20 protein-coding genes are annotated in these 17828 nt (G+C 71.1%); 2 read left to right on the top strand and 18 right to left on the bottom strand.

Annotated elements, in window-relative coordinates; all coding sequences use genetic code 11:
- The 18 genes from HY703_12225 to ruvB form a co-directional block, all read right to left on the bottom strand.
- Nucleotides 1–1649 (bottom strand): hypothetical protein (locus HY703_12225; GenBank protein ID MBI4545957.1); only part of this gene is annotated, 1649 nt, incomplete at its 3' end.
- Nucleotides 1650–3929: a BamA/TamA family outer membrane protein gene (locus tag HY703_12220; GenBank protein MBI4545956.1), complete on the bottom strand. Its 2280-nt coding sequence runs from the start codon at nucleotides 3927–3929 to the stop codon at nucleotides 1650–1652.
- On the bottom strand, nucleotides 3926–4852 hold the full coding sequence (locus HY703_12215) for a metallophosphoesterase (GenBank protein ID MBI4545955.1): 927 nt from the start codon (nucleotides 4850–4852) through the stop codon (nucleotides 3926–3928). The genes HY703_12220 and HY703_12215 overlap by 4 nt, the downstream gene beginning before the upstream one ends.
- A gap of 4 nt (nucleotides 4853–4856) precedes the next feature.
- Nucleotides 4857–5900, bottom strand: a complete 1044-nt coding sequence (tsaD, locus tag HY703_12210; protein ID MBI4545954.1) for a tRNA (adenosine(37)-N6)-threonylcarbamoyltransferase complex transferase subunit TsaD — start codon at nucleotides 5898–5900, stop codon at nucleotides 4857–4859.
- Nucleotides 5897–6565: a YbbR-like domain-containing protein gene (locus HY703_12205; protein ID MBI4545953.1), complete on the bottom strand. Its 669-nt coding sequence runs from the start codon at nucleotides 6563–6565 to the stop codon at nucleotides 5897–5899. Before HY703_12205 ends, tsaD begins: the two co-directional genes overlap by 4 nt.
- Nucleotides 6566–6568: 3 nt before the next feature.
- Nucleotides 6569–7129 carry a TlpA family protein disulfide reductase gene (locus tag HY703_12200; protein MBI4545952.1) on the bottom strand — a complete coding sequence of 187 codons (561 nt, stop codon included), beginning with the start codon at nucleotides 7127–7129 and terminating at the stop codon, nucleotides 6569–6571.
- Nucleotides 7130–7378: 249 nt separating this feature from the next.
- A complete protein-coding gene (locus HY703_12195) occupies nucleotides 7379–8035 on the bottom strand; it encodes a PASTA domain-containing protein (protein ID MBI4545951.1) in 657 nt (218 codons plus the stop codon).
- A 5-nt stretch (nucleotides 8036–8040) separates the two neighbouring features.
- A complete protein-coding gene (gene rsmB, locus HY703_12190; GenBank protein ID MBI4545950.1) occupies nucleotides 8041–9372 on the bottom strand; it encodes a 16S rRNA (cytosine(967)-C(5))-methyltransferase RsmB in 1332 nt (443 codons plus the stop codon).
- Nucleotides 9369–10172 carry a thiazole synthase gene (locus HY703_12185; protein MBI4545949.1) on the bottom strand — a complete coding sequence of 268 codons (804 nt, stop codon included), beginning with the start codon at nucleotides 10170–10172 and terminating at the stop codon, nucleotides 9369–9371. Before HY703_12185 ends, rsmB begins: the two co-directional genes overlap by 4 nt.
- A gap of 3 nt (nucleotides 10173–10175) precedes the next feature.
- The gene (thiS, locus tag HY703_12180; protein MBI4545948.1) at nucleotides 10176–10397 is read right to left on the bottom strand and encodes a sulfur carrier protein ThiS; all 222 of its coding nucleotides are present in this window, start codon (nucleotides 10395–10397) and stop codon (nucleotides 10176–10178) included.
- A 27-nt stretch (nucleotides 10398–10424) separates the two neighbouring features.
- On the bottom strand, nucleotides 10425–11159 hold the full coding sequence (locus tag HY703_12175; protein ID MBI4545947.1) for a thiamine phosphate synthase: 735 nt from the start codon (nucleotides 11157–11159) through the stop codon (nucleotides 10425–10427).
- Nucleotides 11156–12100 (bottom strand): methionyl-tRNA formyltransferase, encoded by a 945-nt coding sequence (locus HY703_12170; protein MBI4545946.1) that lies wholly within the window; start codon nucleotides 12098–12100, stop codon nucleotides 11156–11158. The genes HY703_12175 and HY703_12170 overlap by 4 nt, the downstream gene beginning before the upstream one ends.
- 91 nt (nucleotides 12101–12191) lie before the next feature.
- Nucleotides 12192–12695, bottom strand: coding sequence for a peptide deformylase (gene def / locus HY703_12165; GenBank protein ID MBI4545945.1), 504 nt, complete (start codon nucleotides 12693–12695; stop codon nucleotides 12192–12194).
- Between the two features lie 24 nt (nucleotides 12696–12719).
- A complete protein-coding gene (yajC, locus tag HY703_12160) occupies nucleotides 12720–12992 on the bottom strand; it encodes a preprotein translocase subunit YajC (GenBank protein ID MBI4545944.1) in 273 nt (90 codons plus the stop codon).
- A gap of 53 nt (nucleotides 12993–13045) precedes the next feature.
- The gene (tgt, locus tag HY703_12155) at nucleotides 13046–14200 is read right to left on the bottom strand and encodes a tRNA guanosine(34) transglycosylase Tgt (protein MBI4545943.1); all 1155 of its coding nucleotides are present in this window, start codon (nucleotides 14198–14200) and stop codon (nucleotides 13046–13048) included.
- A gap of 44 nt (nucleotides 14201–14244) precedes the next feature.
- Nucleotides 14245–15387, bottom strand: a complete 1143-nt coding sequence (gene queA / locus HY703_12150) for a tRNA preQ1(34) S-adenosylmethionine ribosyltransferase-isomerase QueA (protein MBI4545942.1) — start codon at nucleotides 15385–15387, stop codon at nucleotides 14245–14247.
- A gap of 44 nt (nucleotides 15388–15431) precedes the next feature.
- Nucleotides 15432–15800: a hypothetical protein gene (locus tag HY703_12145; GenBank protein ID MBI4545941.1), complete on the bottom strand. Its 369-nt coding sequence runs from the start codon at nucleotides 15798–15800 to the stop codon at nucleotides 15432–15434.
- Between the two features lies 1 nt (nucleotide 15801).
- The gene (ruvB, locus tag HY703_12140; protein ID MBI4545940.1) at nucleotides 15802–16836 is read right to left on the bottom strand and encodes a Holliday junction branch migration DNA helicase RuvB; all 1035 of its coding nucleotides are present in this window, start codon (nucleotides 16834–16836) and stop codon (nucleotides 15802–15804) included.
- 112 nt (nucleotides 16837–16948) lie between these two features.
- Here ruvB and HY703_12135 point away from each other — a divergent pair, with 112 nt between their 5' ends.
- Together HY703_12135 and HY703_12130 are read left to right on the top strand one after the other, a co-directional pair.
- Nucleotides 16949–17572 carry a penicillin-binding protein activator LpoB gene (locus tag HY703_12135; protein MBI4545939.1) on the top strand — a complete coding sequence of 208 codons (624 nt, stop codon included), beginning with the start codon at nucleotides 16949–16951 and terminating at the stop codon, nucleotides 17570–17572.
- Between the two features lie 75 nt (nucleotides 17573–17647).
- A partial coding sequence (locus HY703_12130) for a hypothetical protein (protein MBI4545938.1) occupies nucleotides 17648–17828 on the top strand: 181 nt, incomplete at its 3' end.

Below are 17828 nucleotides of genomic sequence, written 5' to 3'. Positions count from 1 at the left end.
GGCGTGGCCACCTCCGCCTTGACGGCCAGGTCGTGGAGCGGCCCCTGGATGGTGACGGGCCCGTGCAATTCGCCGGTGACCCGACCGAGTTGGGGGAAGGTGGCGGCGAGGGCATCCAGCGCCAGCGGACGAGCGTCGAAGCGGGCGTCCACGGTGCGGTCAGCGCCCCTCTGGAGTGCACCGCGGCCTTCGAGCTGAGACGCGGGCGCGCCGGCGCGCTGGTGCTGGAGTGCGGCGGCGAAGCGCAGGCTTTGATCGAGTCGCCCCGTCGCCTCGATGCGGCCCGTGATGCTGCCGCCCAGGCGGAGCTCGGGTCGCAGTGCGGCGAAGAGGGCCAGATCCAGCTTGCGCAGCTCGGCGCGCAGCCCCTGCACAGCGAAGGGGGGCCGCAGGTCCACGGTTCCGCTCCAGCTCAGTGCGGAAAGAGACGGCGCCGGCTTGCGGCTGGCGAGGCGTAGCTCACCCTGGGTGGTGAGGGAGGATACCGGCCCCTCGACTTCCACGGTGCCGACCAGCAGTCCGTCCACGGGCAGCTCGCCGGGCAGCACCTGCTTGAGAAACTGCAGGTTCAGCGGCGAGGCGCGCAGGTTGACGCGGGTGAAGTAGAGGGTGTCGCCCGTGATAATGCCGAAGCTGCCCGCGATCCGGGTGCTGGGCGCACGGAGCTGTGCGTCGCTGACCAGCCAGAGCGTGCCGGCGGGCTCCTGACTCTGGATGCGGAAGACCAGCCGCCCGGCCGCGTTGTCCGGCAGCCGGGGGTGGAGCCAGTGCAGGTCTCGGGAGCGGAGCCGATCACTGTCGATGCGGATGTCGTAGCGCCACCGCTTCTCGCCCAGGATCACGCGGCCCACAATCTGGGCGCGGGTGTCGCCCGACTGAACGCGGGCCAGGTCGAAGGAGACGAGCGAGTCGCGCACGGTGACGGCGCCGCGCGCGTCGCGCACCTCGAAGGGGTCCTGGTAGAGGTAGCCGCGCCCGGAAAGCGAGGTGAAGCGCAAGAGCTGCCCCTCCTCGAGGGGTGACTCCCAGAGCACGCGAGGCACACGGGCGTGAAGCCGCTCGAAGCGGAGCACGCGGACCACGCCGCCCGCCGCGGGCTCGAGCAGCAGCCGGGCAGTGTCGTCCGGCTGGATGGGAGCGGCGGGCTGGAAGGGGAAGCGCACGACGAGCTGGCCATCGATGACCCGCGCGCGCTGGATCAGGATCAGCCGGTTCCCGGCCAGCCCTTCCTCTTTGGGCGTGGTATCGGGGAAGATGTACTCGTAGTTCCAGGCAGTATCGCCGGGGAGCTTCTCGATGGAGAGCTGGGGGCGGTAGAGCGTGAGTCCGCCAAAGACAATGCGGCCGCCGGCGAGCGTGCGCCAGTTGTAGGCCAGGCGCGCACTGTCGGCGCGCAGGAACGGCCGGCCCCGCGGGTCATCAATGGCCACGTCGTGCAGCATGGCGCCTGCCAGCAGCCCGCCGCTCGTGACCCGGCCGATGCGCAGTTCCCCCTCGATCCGGTCGGCGAGCCAGCCGGTGGCGAAGAGGCGGACCCGCTCGATGCCGAACTCAGTGCGGGTGAGCAGGAACAATACGCCGGCCATCAGGGCGAGGCCGGCGAGCAGGCCGATCAGCAGGTACCGGGTGATGCGGGCGGCGCGGCCCATTCAGAACGCCTGCCCGATAGAAAGGTGGAGCTGCAGCCGGTCCAGGAAGGAGTCGCGCGGGTTCCAGGCCACCAGCTCGCGCAGCGGAAGGAGCCGGTTGGTGTTCCGCAGCATGGCCGGATCGTAGGGCCTGCCCGGGATGATGGGGTCACAGCCGCTCCCGTCCTCCGTGCGCGCGCACACCTCGGTGGTCAGGACGGCCAGGCGATCGGCGCCCTGGGAGTTGTAGCCCAGGTCCACGCGGATGGGGCCGACCGGGCTGAAGTAGCGGAAGCCGAACCCGGGCGTCCACACCAGCTCCTTGACGTTCATGCTACCCGTCTCGCTCCAGGCCTGCCCGAAATCCAGGAACGTAGCGCCGCGCAGCCGGTCCCCCAGCAGCGGGAAGCGCAGCTCGAGGCTCCCCTCGAGCACGGCGGCGCCGCCTACGGGGCGGACATCGAAACGCTCGGGCGAGCGAGTCGCCAGCGGCTGCGCGTCGCACTCCCCCGAATTGATCTGCTGCGCCGTGCAGCCGGCGCCACCGGCAGTGTCCGGCTGCGCCAACACGCGGGCGGCGTCCACGGTCAGCACCTTGGGCCCGAGCCGGTACTGCGCGAAGCCGCGCACGCTGTTGGGCCCGCCGGCAAAGAATCGCCTCTGCGGGTGCAGTCCGAGGCCACGCCCCTGGGCGGGCTCGCCCGTCGCCCAGGCCCACCCGGGGCGCAGTCGAGATGCAACGACCACGCCAGCCCCCAGGCCGCGGTAGGAGCTCAGGTCCGCAGCCACGCGGTTGTAGGCGAAATCCGAGCCGGTCGCGGCAGAGGCGTGCTCGGCGTCCAGCCTTAAGACATAGCCGCGCGTGGGCGCGAAGAGCGAGTTCGAGCGGTCGCGGGCCAGGGACAAGATCAGCGGCACGAGCCAGTGCGGGTCGCGCAGCACTTCGATGTCGCCGGTTTCGCAGACCACGAAGCTGACGCAGAAGATGCGGTCGCCCTCGGCGATCAGCTCCGTGAGCTCCGGCCGGTAGGCGAGCGTCAGGGCAGTGCGCTCGCTGAGCGTGCGGGTCGCAGAGAGGTATCCGCCCCGGGCCGTGCGTACAAAGAGGCCGGGCACACTGCGCCGCTCGAGGAAGAGCCCGGCTCCCAGGCTGCTGCGCGGGCTGAAGAACCAGGGCTGGACGAAGTCGGCGGCGAGCGAGCCGGTCAGCTTGCTGTAGATGCCGCCGCCGGTCTGCAGGCAGGGGAAGCTGCCCAGTGGGCCGGCCAGCACATTCGAGACCTGGCTGCGCAGCTCGAGCCGGCGGGCGCCACCCAGGAAGTTGCGGCTGGTCCAGCGGCTCTCGGCGTTGGCGCAGTCCGAGGTGCTGAGTCCCGCGCCCAGGCGCACGCGGTAGACGTCCCCCTCGTTCACCTGCACCGTGACGGGCGTCACGCTGTCCGTCTCGGCATCCAGTGCCACGCGGATCTCCGCGTGCTTGAAGATGTCCAGGCCGTAGAGGTTGCGCTGGCTGCGCAGCAGCTCTTCCTGACTGTACAGGTCGCCCGGCTGGAAGGCGACCAGGCGGCGGACCACGGTGCTCGATACGCGCTCGGCGCCGATCACCTCAATGGCGCCAAAGCGCGCGAGCGAGCCGGGAATCACGTCGAAGCGGACCTGCGCCTCATAGGGCGAGCCCTCCGGTATGAAATAGCTGGCCAGGACCTCGGCGCGCGGGTAGCCCCGGTTGCGCAGCCGGGCGAGGATGGAATCGCGGGCCGCCTCGTAGCGGAGCAGGTCCAGCGGCTGCCCGGGCTCGAGCGGCAGGCGTCGCGTCACCTCGGGCGGGAGCGGCGCTTGGCCCACGATCTCGAAGGCGACGACGCGCACCGGATGCCCCTCGTCGACGTGGAATACCACCTGGCTGCCGCCGTCCTCACGGCGGCTGCTCACCTCGACGCGTGCCTGCCGGTAGCCGCGCTGGTAGTAGTAGAGCCGCAGGCGCAGCGCATCGGCGCGGAGCAAGGCGTCGTCAGCCTGCTCGCGCTGGACGCCGATGCCAAACCAGCAGAGCGGCACCAGGAGGGGGTTGGCGCAGTGGCCTGCACTGGTGGCAATGGCCGCGCGCAGCAGGTCGTGATCGAAGGCCGCGGCGCCCCGGAAGCGCAGGCTCAGCACTTCCGCCCGGCTGCTGTCCGGCTGCTGGGCCGCTGCGCCGGCCGGCAGCAGCGCGAGCAGCAGTGCAGCCGGCAGGACTCCGCTCGGGCGGCTCGGCCGCCCCGGGCAGGGCCGTGCGCAGCCCGCATGCCCGCCCCTGTTCATCCCACTGCGCCCGATCCGGCCACGCCCGCACCGGGCCGATCGGCGGACAACGCCGCGGGCAGCGGATCCTGCGTCGCGGCGCCGACGCGCGTCTCGCGGAAGAACTGGCGCGCTGCGCGGGGAAAGATGTGACGGCTGACCGCGGCGAAGCCGTCCAGGTCGTCGAAATACATGTAGTGCGTGATGCGGATCACCTCCTCGGCGACCCGCAGCAGGTTGAACGAGTTCTTCTCCCGCTCGCGGGCCCGGCCGCGCCGCGAGGTGCTGGTGCCGGCCTGCACTATGATAATACCGTGCTCGCGATCCTTGCCGGGGTACACGTCCAGCGAGTTGCCAATGTAGGCGCGGTGCAGGTGTCCACCCAACACCACATCCACGCGCAGCGACGTGAACAGGTCCAGCGCCTCCCGGGCCCCCGGCATGACCTGGCTGCCCTCGTAGTCGGGGGCGGGCGCGAAGTGGTGGTGCGCCACGACCAGGCGGGCGGCGCCGGGCGGCGCGGAGCGCAGCGCAGCCTGGCACAACTCGAGCTGCGCCTTGCGGATGCGCCCATTGACCAGGGCGCGCAGCGGACTGGTCGAGTTGAGCGCGACCATGACGACATCCGGACGGCGCAGGACGCCTTCGAGTTGGTCAGAAATGTACTCGCGGTAAAGGGCATAGGGCCGGAACAGCCGTTCGGCGACGCGGTAGAGCGGGACATCGTGGTTGCCCGGCACGACCACCGTGGGCACGGCCGGCAACCCGTCCAGGAAGCGACGCGCCGCCTGGAACTGCTCGCGCCTGGCGCGCTGCGTGAAATCGCCGCTGGCCACGATCACGTCCGGCTGCAGCTCGGCGGCGGCGCGCAGCAAGGCGGCGCCCGCCGCCGGTACATAGGCGGGGCCGAAGTGCAGGTCCGAGATGTGGAGCAGGGTCAGCATGGTGTCATGCCTCCAGCCCCGGAAAAGGCAGGTCTGCCTGCGCCGTCACGTCGAGCGGGGCAATGTCCCCGCGCAGGTAGTGGAAGAGTCCGGCGCGCGCGACCATGGCGCCGTTATCCGTAGCGAGCCGCGCAGAAGGGTAGAAGAGCTCGCCGGTCGGGCCGAGTGGCTCCGCGATGGCTGCGCGCAGCGCTCGGCTGGCGGCAACGCCCCCGCCGATCAGCACGCGACGGCAGGCGGTGGCGTGGACCGCGCGCAAGGTTTTCCCGACCAGCACCTCGACCACCGCAGCCTGGAACGAGGCTGCCAGGTTGGCGACCTCCACGGCCAGACGCCCCTCTGCCTCGAGCTCCCGCACGCGCGTGGCGACAGCGGTCTTCAACCCACTAAAGGAGAAGTCGTAGTAGTCGGGGTCGCCGGGCTTTTGCGTGCGCGAGAGCATGGGCCGCGGAAAGGCGTGGGCTGCAGCGTCGCCCTCCCGGGCCAGCTCCTCGATGACCGGGCCGCCCGGGAATTCGAGGCCCAGGATCTTGGCCACTTTGTCGAAGGCCTCGCCGGCCGCGTCGTCGCGCGTCTGCCCCAGCAGGCGGTAGCGACCCCACTCCGGAACCCAGAGCAGCAGTGTGTGGCCGCCGGAGACCAGGAGTCCCACGAAGGGCGGCTGTGCCGCCGGCTGCTCGAGTGCCGTCGCGAACAGGTGCGCTTCCATGTGGTGCACGGCGACGAGCGGCCGGGCAGCGGCGTAGGCTGCCGCCTTGGCCCAGGTAAGGCCGACCAGCAGTGCGCCGATCAGGCCCGGCCCGGCCGTGGCGGCGAATACGGCGACGTCGCCCAGCTCGAGGCGGGCCTCGCGCAGCGCCCCGTCCACGACCTTGTCCAGCACCTGAAGGTGTGCGCGGGAGGCGAGCTCGGGCACCACTCCACCGTAGAGTTTGTGCACGTCCTGCGAGAGGATGACATGCCCCAGCAGCTCCTGCTCGCCGCGCAGCACGGCGGCAGAGGTCTCGTCGCAGGAGGTTTCGATGCCCAGGATCAGCGGCTGCGTCATTGGCGGGCCAGGGGGACGATCAGGCTGACCGCGCGCGGCGCGACAATCAGGTCGCCCAGGCCAGTGGTGTCAATGCGCACGGTGATGCGGCCGGGGGCGGTGATGGCGCCCAGGTCCTGGGGCGGCAGGCGCATTGAATCCAGCGCATCCACCAGGCGGGCGGGGCCCGTCACGCGGACGGCGGGCGGCTCGAGGCGCACGGGGGCGGCGAGCACCAGGCCGGTTGGCGGCTGCCCGCGGACGGGCAGGCTGACGGGGACCAGCCGCGTCGAAAGGCGCTCGAACAGCAGGCGCACGGAACCAGGCCGCACATCTTCCACCCGCGTCTTCTCGTAGCGGCCGGGCAGGTCGACCCAGCCGTAGCGGATCTGGCGGATCTCGGCGGAATCGCGGACCTCTTCGATGGGAACAATGACGCGCGGCTTCTCGACGGCAATGCCGAGCAGCTCGCGGGCCGGGCCGGAGAGGACCACGGTGACGCTCTCGGGGAAGGGCGGCGCAGCCAGCATCCAGCCGGGATCGCGCAGCGAGACGGCCAGCTCGACATCCGCGAAGGCGAAGCGCGTGGGCGCATCCGCCTTGGTCACGCTCCAGAGGAGGAGGGCGAGGCCGAGGGCGGTGAGCTTGAGCGCCCAGTTGCGGGTCAGTGCCGGGATCAGCCGCACGGCTCAGCTCTGCAGCAGATTCCGGATCAGGTCGGACCAGGGTGCCTGGTCCCACTCGGCCGGGCCGAGCACCTTCCGATGGACACGGCCCGTACGGTCAATGACGAAGGTGGTGGGCAGCCCCGTCACGCCGTAGCGGCGCTCGACTTCGCCCTGGGGGTCGAGGAGCACGGGGAAGCTGAGCCCCAGCTCCGCGACGAACGCTCGTACGTCGCCGCCCGGGCGGGCCAGGCCATCGAGCTGGCCGGGCACGGCGTCCACGCTGATGGCCACGACCTCGAGCCCCTGCGGCTGCAGCTCCTGGTACAGCCGTTCCAGCGCAGGCATCTCGCGGCGGCAGGGCGCACACCAGGTAGCCCAGAAGTTGAGCACGACGACGCGGCCCTCGAAGTCCTCAAGCGAAGCGGCGCCACCGGCCAGCGAGGCGGCCGTGAACTGGGGCGCACGGCTGCCCAGCTCGAGGGGCGCGAAGCGGTCGCGCTGCTTCCACCCGACCGCGATCAGCACCACCAGCACAGCCGTCGTAACGCCGGCAAGAAGCCAGCTCCGCACGCGTTCGCTCACCTCTGGTTTTGCCTCCTGCGCGGTTCCCCGGCCCTCCGGGCCGCTCCGGTCGATGACAACGTGGTCTGCAGGCGCTTCTGCCGCCGGCCGGTAGAGCGCGGCCCCTGCGCGCCCCATGTTTTAGTCGGCGCGCTCCGTGGTGAAATTTAGTGGCTCGTCACCGAAATTCCGGTGGCATTCGACTGCGGCTGCATCCCAAGCCACTAGTAGCAGCGCGGCCGTCGATTGTTCCGCCAGCCGGCCTGGCCGCTAGGGTCGCACTGGCGGCGCCCGGGCAGCGGTGTCGGCCGGGGGCGGCGCAGCACTGTCCGCGGGCGCCGCCGTCCCGAACCCCGTGCCGACATACAGCACGACGGGGGCGGGCAGCTCGAGCTCGGTGCCTGGCGGCGGCTCGATCCGGGTCACCAGGCCGGCAGGCCCGCGGTTCGGCTCGCTGCGGCGCGAGACCTGGAATCCCAGGCGAGTCAACAGTCCCTCGACGAATCCAGCCTCGAAGCCGGCCAGGTCCGGCACGCGTGCCCGGGGCCGGCCGCTGCTCACAGCCACGCGCACCACTGCGCCCACGTAGAGCCGCTGGCCGGGCAAGGGCGCCTGAGCGATGACGACGCCTTCCGGCTCGAGGGCGTTGGGCAGCTCGAGCGGGCTGCCCAACTCGAGGCGCCTCGAGCGCAGTTCCCGATGCGCCTCGACCAGGTTCTTTCCCGTCAGTTCGGGGACCGGGACCGCGCCGCCGCGGGGGTCGGGCGCCGGCGGGAAGAGCACGAACACGGCAAGAGCGTAGCCGATCACGAAGCTGAAGGCCAGCAAGCCGATGCCGGTGGCGCCCCAACGCCCCCAGCGGATGCGCAGCCGTCGCGACTTGCGGACCAGCGCCCGCTGCCTGCGGCGCAGCGAATCGCCCAGCATAGCGCTCAGCCGCGGCGCTCGAGGCGGGCGGCGAACGCGCCGTCGCCATTCAGAAGGGGCGGCCAAACCAGCAGCCGGCCCGCTGGATCCAGCAGCTCTCCGGGCACGGTGCCAGGGAGCGGCGGCGCCAGCCGAAATTCCGGGTGCCTGACCAGGAAGGCGTCCACCTGTTGCTCGTTCTCTTCCACTTCCAGGGAACACGTCGAGTACACCAGCACTCCGCCCGGCGCGACCGCGGCCGCCGCGGCTTCCAGGATCTCGAGCTGCAGCGCGGCGAGCGCTGCCAGGTCCGCCGGCTGCACCCGCCACTTCCCGTCCGGATGGCGCCGCAACGTGCCCGTCCCGGTGCAGGGCACATCGAGCAGCACAGCTTCGAGCGGGCGGAACGGCGGGCGGCGGGCGTCCGCGGCCACCAGGCTCATGTGGAGGCCCGGCAGCCGTGCCAGGTTCTGGCGCAGCCTGCCCAGCCGCTCGGGCGAGACATCCGCGGCCACGACGTAGGGCGCTGGGGCATGCGGCGGCGCAGCCGCCGGCGCCGCCAGCCCTAGCGCCTTCCCGCCGGGCGCCGCACACAGGTCGGCGATCCGGGCGCGCGGCGGCAGCGCGGCATAGCGCACGACCAGTGCGGCAGCCGGATCCTGTACCACGGCAGGCACGACGGCGAGCGCCTGGGCGGCCGTCGCCGGAGGCAGCAGTAGCAGCGCATCGGGCGCCCGGGGCACAGGCTCGGCGTTCAATCCGGCCTCGCCCAGTCGCGCGGCCGCCTCCTGCGGCGCCAGGCCGATCGGCCGCAGGTAGACCTCCGGCCGCCGGTTGTTCGCCTCGATCAGCTCGCGAGCAGCTTCGGCACCAAAGCGGCCGATCCAGCGCTCGACGAGCCAGCGCGGGTGCGAGCCCCAGGCGGCCAGCCAGCCGACCGGATCGCGCGCCGCGTCCGGGAAGCCAAGCCGGGCGCCTTTTCGCCGCAGGTTCTGCAGCACGGCGTTGGCCAGCCCGGCGGCGCCCCGCCCACCGGCGGCCCTGGCCAGCTCGACGGCTTCGGAGACGGCAGCATAGGCCGGTACGCCCCCCAGCTCGAGGAGCTGATAGGCGCCCAGCCGCAATATATCCAGCAGGTCCGGCTCGAGCGCCTCGAGGCGCCGCCGCACCAGTTGCGCCAGCAGGTGGTCCAGCCGGCCGCGCCAGCGCAGCGTGCCGTAGACCAGCTCGTGCGTGAAGGCCCGTTCCCGCGGCGGCACGTCCTCGAGCAGCCGCAGCAGGGCGCGGTCGGCCAGCTCGCCGCGCCGCACCTCCCGCAGCGCCTGCAGGGCTGCTCGCCGGGCTGGGGTGGCTGTCAACCCAACATGCCCATCCCGGGCGACGAGGGAACGGCAACCTCGCGGCGTGGCATCCGCCCGGCGCGGTAGGCGAGCCTGCCGGCCTCGATGGCCAGCTTCATGGCGAGGGCCATACGCACAGGGTCCTGCGCCTCGGCCAGCGCGGTGTTCATCAACACGCCATCCACGCCCTGCTCCATGGTCACACAGGCATCGGACGCCGTGCCCACGCCCGCATCCACGATCACGGGCACGGTCAGCCGGCGCTTGATCTCCCGGATGTAGTAGGGGTTGACCAGTCCCAGCCCACTGCCAATGGGACTGGCCAGCGGCATGACGGCCGCGCACCCCGCCTGCTCGAGGCGCAGCGCGCTGACCACGTCTTCGTTGGTGTAGGCCAGCACATGGAAGCCCTCGGCCACTAATTGCCGTGCCGCTTCGAGCGTGGCAGCCGCATCGGGCAGGAGCGTCCGCTCGTCGCCGATAACTTCGAGCTTGACCCAGTCGTTGAGGCCAGCGGCGCGCGCCAGCCGGGCATAGCGGACGGCGTCCTCGGCGGTGTAGCAGCCGGCCGTGTTGGGCAGGAGGAAAATGCGGGACGGATCGAGGTGGTAGAGGATGCCCTCCTGGCGGGTGCGATCCAGGTCAATGCGCCGCACGGCGACCGTCACCATCTCGGCGCCGGATGCCTCGATGGCCCGAATCATGGTCGGGTTGTCCCGGTACTTCCCCGTCCCGACAATCAGCCGCGAGCCGAACGCGCGGCCGGCAATGACCAGCGGCTCGTCGCGGATGGCCGCTTCTATCGTGACCGTGCTCATGACTCACCCCCCACCCACGAAGTGCACGAGCTCGAGGATATCCCCGGCGCGCAGCTCGGTCTTCTCGAAGCGCGTGCGATCCAAGATCTCACGGTTGTACTCGACGACGACGAGCCGGGGGTCGAGCCCCAACTCCGCCAGCAGGCCAGCCACCGTGCGGCCGGCCGGCACGTCGCGCGGCTCGCCGTTCAGCAGAATCTGGAAGCTTGCGACTGTGGATTCCATCGGGCATTTCCGGTTCGGGAACGGATGCTACGCCTTAGTGGTCGAATCCACAGATACGCCCTCGGTGCGTGGGCGTATTTGCGAACTCGACCACTTAGCCATCGGTTGAGGTGTCAGCCTCCGGGACGCGGGTGCAATGTCCAGCGCCGCGAGGAATTCGCCGGCGGCCGCGACCGGGTCAACGGCGCGCCACACGCCGCCCAGCACGGCGACGCCGCAGGCACCGGCGGCGAGCACATCGGCTGCCCGGTCGGGTGTGATGCCGCCGATGGCGAGCACGGGCCGGCCGACTCGCCGGCAGACGGCTGCGACGAGCTCCGGCCCGGCGGCAGGTGCGCCGCCGTGTGACGCGGACGGGTACACGCTGCCCACCATCAAGAAGTCCGCGTCTTCCGCCATCTGGTGCGCCTCCTCGGCCGCGTGGGCCGAGTAGCCGATCCAGGCAGGGTCCCCCAGCAGTTTGCGCGCCGCGGGCAGCGGGATCGAGCGACGGCCGAGCTGCACGCCATGGGCGCGGACAGCCTGGCAGACATCCACGCGGTCATTGACCAGGAACAGGGCTGCGGCGGCGCGGGACGCGGCGGCAAGTCTTACGCCCAGGCGGCAGAGCTCCCCTCCTCGAAGGCCATGGGCGCGCAGGTGCAGCGCGATGGCCGGTCCGTGCGCAGCCAGGAGCCCCTCGGCATGCCGGAGGAAGTCCGGCGCCCGGACGACGGACGCATCCGTCACGAGGTGCAGGCGGGGCAGCCTGGGCCGCGTCACGTCAACCGATCCCCCACGGCAGCCCCCCGGCCCCGCAGCCACTCTGCCGTGGTCATCCGGCGTTTGCCGCCGGGCTTCACTTCCCGTACCCAGACGGCGCCGCTGCCGCAGGCCACCAGCATGCCGGCCGCGACGTCGTGTGGCACCACTTCCAGCACTGCGCCGGGCTGGGCATCGCCGGGCCGCGCCGGCACCGGGCGGGGACGGTACAGCTTCAGTTCCGCCTCGCCGAGCATGGTCCAGGCGCCGGGCTCTTCGTCCAGGCCGCGGATGCGGCGGGCCACGCCCTCGGCGTCCGCCGTCCAGTCCACGCGCGCGTCCTCGCGGGTCAGGCGCGGCGCATAGCTGGCCCGGGATTCCTCCTGCTCGAGTTCCCTGAGCTCGCCCGCCTCCAGGAGCGCCAGCGCATCGACAAGCGCTTCTGCGCCGATTTCGCTGAGGCGCGCAGCCAGCTCGCTGGCCGTCTCTTGTGGGCCGATGGGCTCACTGACCTGGAAGAGCACCGGCCCGGCATCCATGCGCTCGACCATGCGCATGATGGTGATACCGGTCTGCCGGTGGCCTCGCATGATGGCCCAGTGGATGGGCGCGGCGCCGCGCAGCTCGGGGAGGAGCGAGGCGTGCAGGTTGAGCGAGCCGAGGGGCGGCAATTCGAGCAACTCGCGCTTCAGGATCTGACCGTAGGCGACCACAATGGATATTTCCGGCGCGAGGCGGGCGAGGCTCTCGAGGAACTCGGGGCCACGGGCCCGCTCGGGTTGCAAGACGGGGATCGCCTCGGCCAGGGCAAAGGTCTTGAGTGGCGGCGGCTGCAGCATCCTTCCCCGCCCTGCCGGCCGGTCCGGCTGCGTGACCACGCCGACCACATCATGCTGCTCGTCCAGCAGCGCGCGCAGCGCGGGCAGCGCGAACTCCGGTGTGCCCCAGAAGAGGATACGCACGACGTCGACCTCCGGACCCCTCTCGTAACGTGCCCTCCGATCCCGATACCGATCCCGATACCGATCCCGGTGCCGGGATCGGGATCGGCGCTCACACCACGGGCCGCGTCTTCTTCCACCGCTTGAGCAGCATCTGGCGCTTGAGCGGGCTCACGCGGTCCAGGAAGAGGATACCGTTCAGGTGGTCGACCTCGTGTTGCAGCACGCGGGCGAGCAGCCCCTGTGCCTCGATGCGCACGGGTACGCCGTCCCGGTCCAGCGCGCTGACCGTGGCGCGCGCCGGTCGTTCGACGATCTCGCGCAGCCCCGGCACGCTGAGGCACCCTTCTTCGGCGCGGTCCACGTCCGCGCTGGTCTCGAGGATCTCGGGGTTGACGAGGCCGAAGGGCGGCACATTCTCCTGGCGCACGTCCACCACGATAATGCGGCGGCTGAGCCCCACCTGCGGCGCGGCGAGGCCCACGCCTTCGGCCGCGTACATGGTCTCGAGCATATCGTCCATCAACTGACGGACTTCGTCATCGATAGATGCGACCGGCTCCGCCGTGCGGCGCAGCAGCGGATCGCCCAGATACCTGATCGACAGAATGGCCATGCTTTTCATTACCCGCCGCGACGCTCAACGATTCGCCTCTTCTCCCGCCTGCGAGAGCACGCGCGCGATCTTCGGGCGGGCGACGACCAGGCGGGTAGTCTCCGCCGTGCGGATGGTTACACGATCCTCCTTGATGTGCACGACCTCGCCCAGGATGCCGCCGTCCGTCATGACCTCGTCGCCGCGCTTGAGCGCCTTGAGCATCTGCTGGTGGCGGCGCTGCGCTTGACGCTGCGGCCGGATCAGCAGGAAATAGAAGATGGCAAAGATGGCGAGCATCTCGAGGAGCAGCACCATGCCCGTGTTCCCGCCGGGCCGGGTCGAAACCAGCAGCACTGCCATGCTCAGCGTCACGGCGTCCCTCCCTCGTTGGCGGCGCGCGCGCCATGGTAGCGGGCGAGCCAGTCCTCGCTCCAACCCTGCAGTGTGCCGGCCTCGATGGCGGCGCGCGCGCGCGCGGCGAGCCGGACCAGGAAGCGCAGGTTATGCAGCGACAGCAGCCGCAGGCCCAGCACCTCACCGGCCACGAACAGGTGGCGCAGGTAGGCGCGGCTGTAGTTGCGGCAGGCGTAACAGTCGCAGGCCGGGTCCAGCGGCCCGGGGTCCGTCCGGAAGCGCAGCGCCTTAATGTTGATCTGTCCTTCGGCCTCGATCCAGGCGCTGCCGTTGCGGCCGTTGCGCGTGGGCGCCACGCAGTCGAAGAGGTCGTAGCCGCGGCGGATCGCTTGCAGCAGGTCATCCGGGTAGCCGACGCCCATCAGGTAGCGGGGCAGCCTGGGGGGCAGCTCAGGCTCGAGCCCCTCGAGCACCTCGTACATGACGGCCTTCGGCTCTCCCACCGAAAGGCCGCCGATCGCCAGGCCGCGCCAGTCACCCAGCTCGCGGACGCGGCGGGCGGCATCGCGGCGCAGATCCCCGTAGATCGAGCCCTGGAGGACGGGCAGCAGTGCCTGCGCCGTGGGGGCAGCGTGCTGCAATTCGGCGAAGCGGGCGCGGCAGCGTTCGAGCCAGAGCAGGGTGCGCTGGTGGGCTTCCAGGGCAACATCGCGGCCGGACTGGCCGGGCAGGCACTCGTCGAATGCCATGATCAGGTCTGCGCCCAACGCGATCTGGATGTCCACGACCCGCTGCGGCGTGAAGAGGTGGCGCGACCCATCGATATGGCTCTGGAAGAGCACACCCTCGTCCCGCACTTCATTGATCGCGGCCAGGCTGAAGACCTGGAAGCCGCCGGAATCCGTGAGCACCGGCCGCTGCCAGTTCATGAACGTATGCAGCCCGCCCAGCTCCTGCACCACCTCGTGACCCGGCCGCAGGAAGAGGTGGTAGGTGTTGCACAGCAGGATCTCCGCGCCCAGCTCCGCGACCTCTTCCGGCGCCAGCGTCTTCACACTGGCCTGCGTGCCCACCGGCATGAAGGCCGGCGTGTGCACCGCGCCGTGCGGCAGGTGGAGCCGCCCGGCGCGAGCTGCGCCGTCCACGGCCGTAATGTCGAACTCGAACATCCTTTCCAGGGCCGCCGCTCCGGTCGGGATGACAGCCGAAGCGTTCATAAGATCACCATGGCGTCGCCGTACGAGTAGAAGCGGTAGCCCTCTTCGACGGCGGCACGGTAGGCGCGCATGACGGACTGGTAGCCCCCGAACGCCGCGACCAGCATGATCAACGTGGAACGCGGCAAGTGGAAGTTCGTCAGCAGCCGGTCCACCGCCCGGAAGGTGTAGGGCGGGCGAATGAACAGGTCGGTCCACCCTCTGCCCGGCCGCACGAATCCGCGCTCGTCCGCCACCGTCTCGAGCGTGCGCGCGACCGTCGTTCCCACAGCCCAGCGGGCGCCGCCGCGCGCGCGCGTCTCGTTCAGCGCAGCCGCGGCAGCGGCCGGGACCGTGTACTGCTCGCCGTGCATCCGGTGCTGTGCCGGGTCCTCGGCCTCGACGGGGCGAAACGTGCCCACGCCAATGTGCAGCACGAGGCGGACCAGCAGCACGCCTTTCGCCTCGAGGGCCGCCAGCAGCGCGGGCGTAAAATGGAGGCCGGCCGTAGGGGCGGCAACCGAGCCGCGCTCCGCCGCATACACCGTCTGGTAGCGCTCCGCGTCCTCGGGCCCGGGCTCGCGCTCGACATAAGGCGGCAGCGGCACGCGGCCGTAGCGCTCGAGTGCGACGTCAACAGAAAGCGGGGTGTGCAGCCGCACGACGCGGGCTCCTTCGGCAGTCGAGTCGAGGATCTCAACCTGCAGCTCGTCCGAGATATCGACCACGCGGCCGGGCTTGAGCTTGCCGCCGGGACGGACCAGGGCCACCCAGTCCACCCCACCACCCGACGGGGGGACGGGGAGACGCGGCGACGCGGCGACCTCGCCGCTCGTCCCCGCGCCGTGTCCCGCCGTCTCCCTGTCGGGTACGGCGGCGGGCAGGGGGCGGAGGAGGAGGACCTCGGCGGGCGCGCCCGTGGGCTTGCGCCCCACCAGGCGCGCGGGGAACACGCGGGTCTCGTTGAGCATGAGGGCGTCGCCAGCGGGCACGAGCCCGAGCAGATCGCTGAAGCGGCGGTGTTCGATCGAGCCCCTGGCGCGGTCCAGCACCAGCAGCCGGCTCTCGTCGCGCCGGGCCGCCGGGTGCTGAGCAATGCGGCCGGGAGGAAGCTCGTAATCGAACGCGGAAGTGGGATAGGAGTCAGAGGCCGGGTTCATAAGTACAGCGCGCGGCGGGGCGCCGCATTGGTGAATTCGGCGCCTCAAGTCTCCGCGTCACGGACCAGCTCGCCCTGCTCGATCAGCTCCCGGAGTTGCCTCACCCGGTCGAGCAGCACCCAGAGCTCTTCGCGTCCGTCGGCCGCCCGCCAGGGACGGGCGACGTAGCCGAGGACCATCCGCTCGATAGGGTGGGTCGCGGCATCATTGCGCCGCTCGTAGCGGTGGCAGACCGAGCCGAGATCAATGCTGAAGCGGCACTCGAGCTGGCGCAGCGCGTGCAGCCGCTCGAGCGCCTCGGCCGAACCCGCCTCGTGCAGTGCGCTTGTCATGCGACGCTGCGAGTTGCCATGCTCGGCAAAGCGCGCGCAGAGCAGGCGGCGGTCGGCGGCGGTGAGACGGACGACCTCCACGTCAAGCCTCGAAGAGACCGGGCTGCACCTCGGAGCGCGAGGGCGGCAGGGTGTAGCCGAAGCGGCGGAACGCCCTGGGCGTAGCCATGCGGCCGCGCGGCGTGCGCATGAGAAAGCCGTTCTGGATGAGGAACGGCTCGTACACCTCCTCGAGCGTGCCCGCGTCCTCGCCTACCGCGACGGCCAGGGTGTTGAGCCCGGCGGGTCCGCCATCGAAGTGCTCGATCAGAGTCTTGAGGATGCGGCCATCCATCTCGTCCAGCCCGTACTCATCCACATCCAGCATCTGCAATGCGCCGTCCGCGACCTCGAGGGTGATCACGCCATCGGCGCGGACCTGGGCGTAGTCGCGCACCCGGCGCAGCAGCCGGTTGGCGACGCGGGGCGTGCCGCGTGCCCGCTTGGCGATCTCGGCCGCGCCCTCGCGCGTGCACTCGACCAGCAGGATCTCGGCACTGCGCTCGACAATGATGACCAGCTCTTCGGTGGGATAGTAGCCCAGCCGCTGGACAATGCCGAAGCGGGCGCGCATGGGCGGGGTGAGCAGGCCGAAGCGCGTGGTCGCGCCCACCAACGTGAAGCGCTCGACGGGCATGGCAATGGTCTGGGCGCGCGGTCCCTCCGACAGCCGGATCTCGATGCGGTAGTCCTCCATGGCCGGGTAGAGGAACTCCTCGATGACGGGGCGCAGCCGGTGGATCTCGTCAATAAGGAGGACGTCGCCTTCGCGCAGGTTGGTGAGGATGCCGACCAGGTCGCCGGGCTTCTCGAGCACCGGGCCGGACGTGGTCTTGATGTTCACGCCCAGCTCCCGGGCCATGAGCATGGCGAGCGTGGTCTTGCCCAGACCGGGCGGCCCGTGGAACAGCGTGTGGTCCAGTGGCTCGCGGCGGGCCAGGGCGGCGTCAATCGCGATGCGCAGGCTGTCCTTCACCTTGGGCTGGCCAATGAACTCGGCCAGCCGCTGCGGCCGGAGCGACAGCTCGACGACGCTCTCCTCGCTCAACACCTCGGGGGTCGTGATCTCGGCCCTCATGCCGGGAAAGATAGCCCGCACGCGGAGGCGCGGTCAATCACACTGGAACCTTGCCGGCAGCAGAGCCGTAGAACAGCCGGACCTCACCTGATCGGAGGCGACGACGATGCCCATGACTGCCTCGCGCGCGCTGGCGCGCCCCGCTTCCGTACTCCTGAGCGCCGCCCTGGTCGCGGCCGCCGCGCCGGCCTGCGGGAAGCGGGTCTCCCGCATCGACCCGGCCTCCGTTACCGACCTCTCCGGCCGCTGGAACGATACCGACTCGCGGCTGGTGGCGAACCGGCTGATCGAGCAAAGCCTGAGCGCCGCCTGGGCGCAGCGCTACACCGAGGCGCACGGCGGCCAGGCGCCCGCGGTGATCGTGGGCCGATTCCGCAACCGCACGCTCGAGCACATCCCGGTGGGCACCTTCGTGGCCGACCTCGAGCGCGCGTTCGTGAACTCGGGCGCGGTGCGCGTGGTAGCGGGCGGCGGCGAGCGCGAGGAGCTGCGCGCGGAGCGGGAGGACCAGCAGGAGCACGCCCGGGCCGAGAGCCGGGCGCGCCTCGGCCAGGAGCTGGGCGCGCGCTACATGCTGCAGGGCGAGCTCCAGGCCATCGAGGACCAGGAGGGGCGCGAGAAGATCGTGTACTACCAGGTCGACGCCACGCTGGTGGACCTGGAAACGAACCTCAAGGTGTGGGCAGGGCAGCACAAGATCAAGAAGTACATCGAGCGCAAGCGCTTCGGGTTGTGAGCCGGGCGGCACCACGGCGGTCGCGGCTGCCGGCCCGAGGGGCAGGCGCGAGGAACTGCAATGGGAGCGAGGAACATGGATGCGCGCATCGTTAGCTGCGTGCTGGCCGCGGTCTTGGTCGCGGCCTGTGCGCCCAAGCGGGTGCACGAGCGGCCGATCATCGAGCAGGGCGACCGGGTCCCGGGCGCCGACCGCGAGGTCGCAGAAACGCGGGCGCGTGCCGAAGACGACCAGGCCGCGGCCGCCGCCCGCCGCG

Source organism: Gemmatimonadota bacterium, from assembly GCA_016209965.1.
Taxonomy (GTDB): Bacteria; Gemmatimonadota; Gemmatimonadetes; order Longimicrobiales; family RSA9; genus JACQVE01.
The sequence above is the reverse complement of the archived record's forward strand: the minus strand, read 5'-3'. Positions and strand labels throughout refer to the sequence as shown.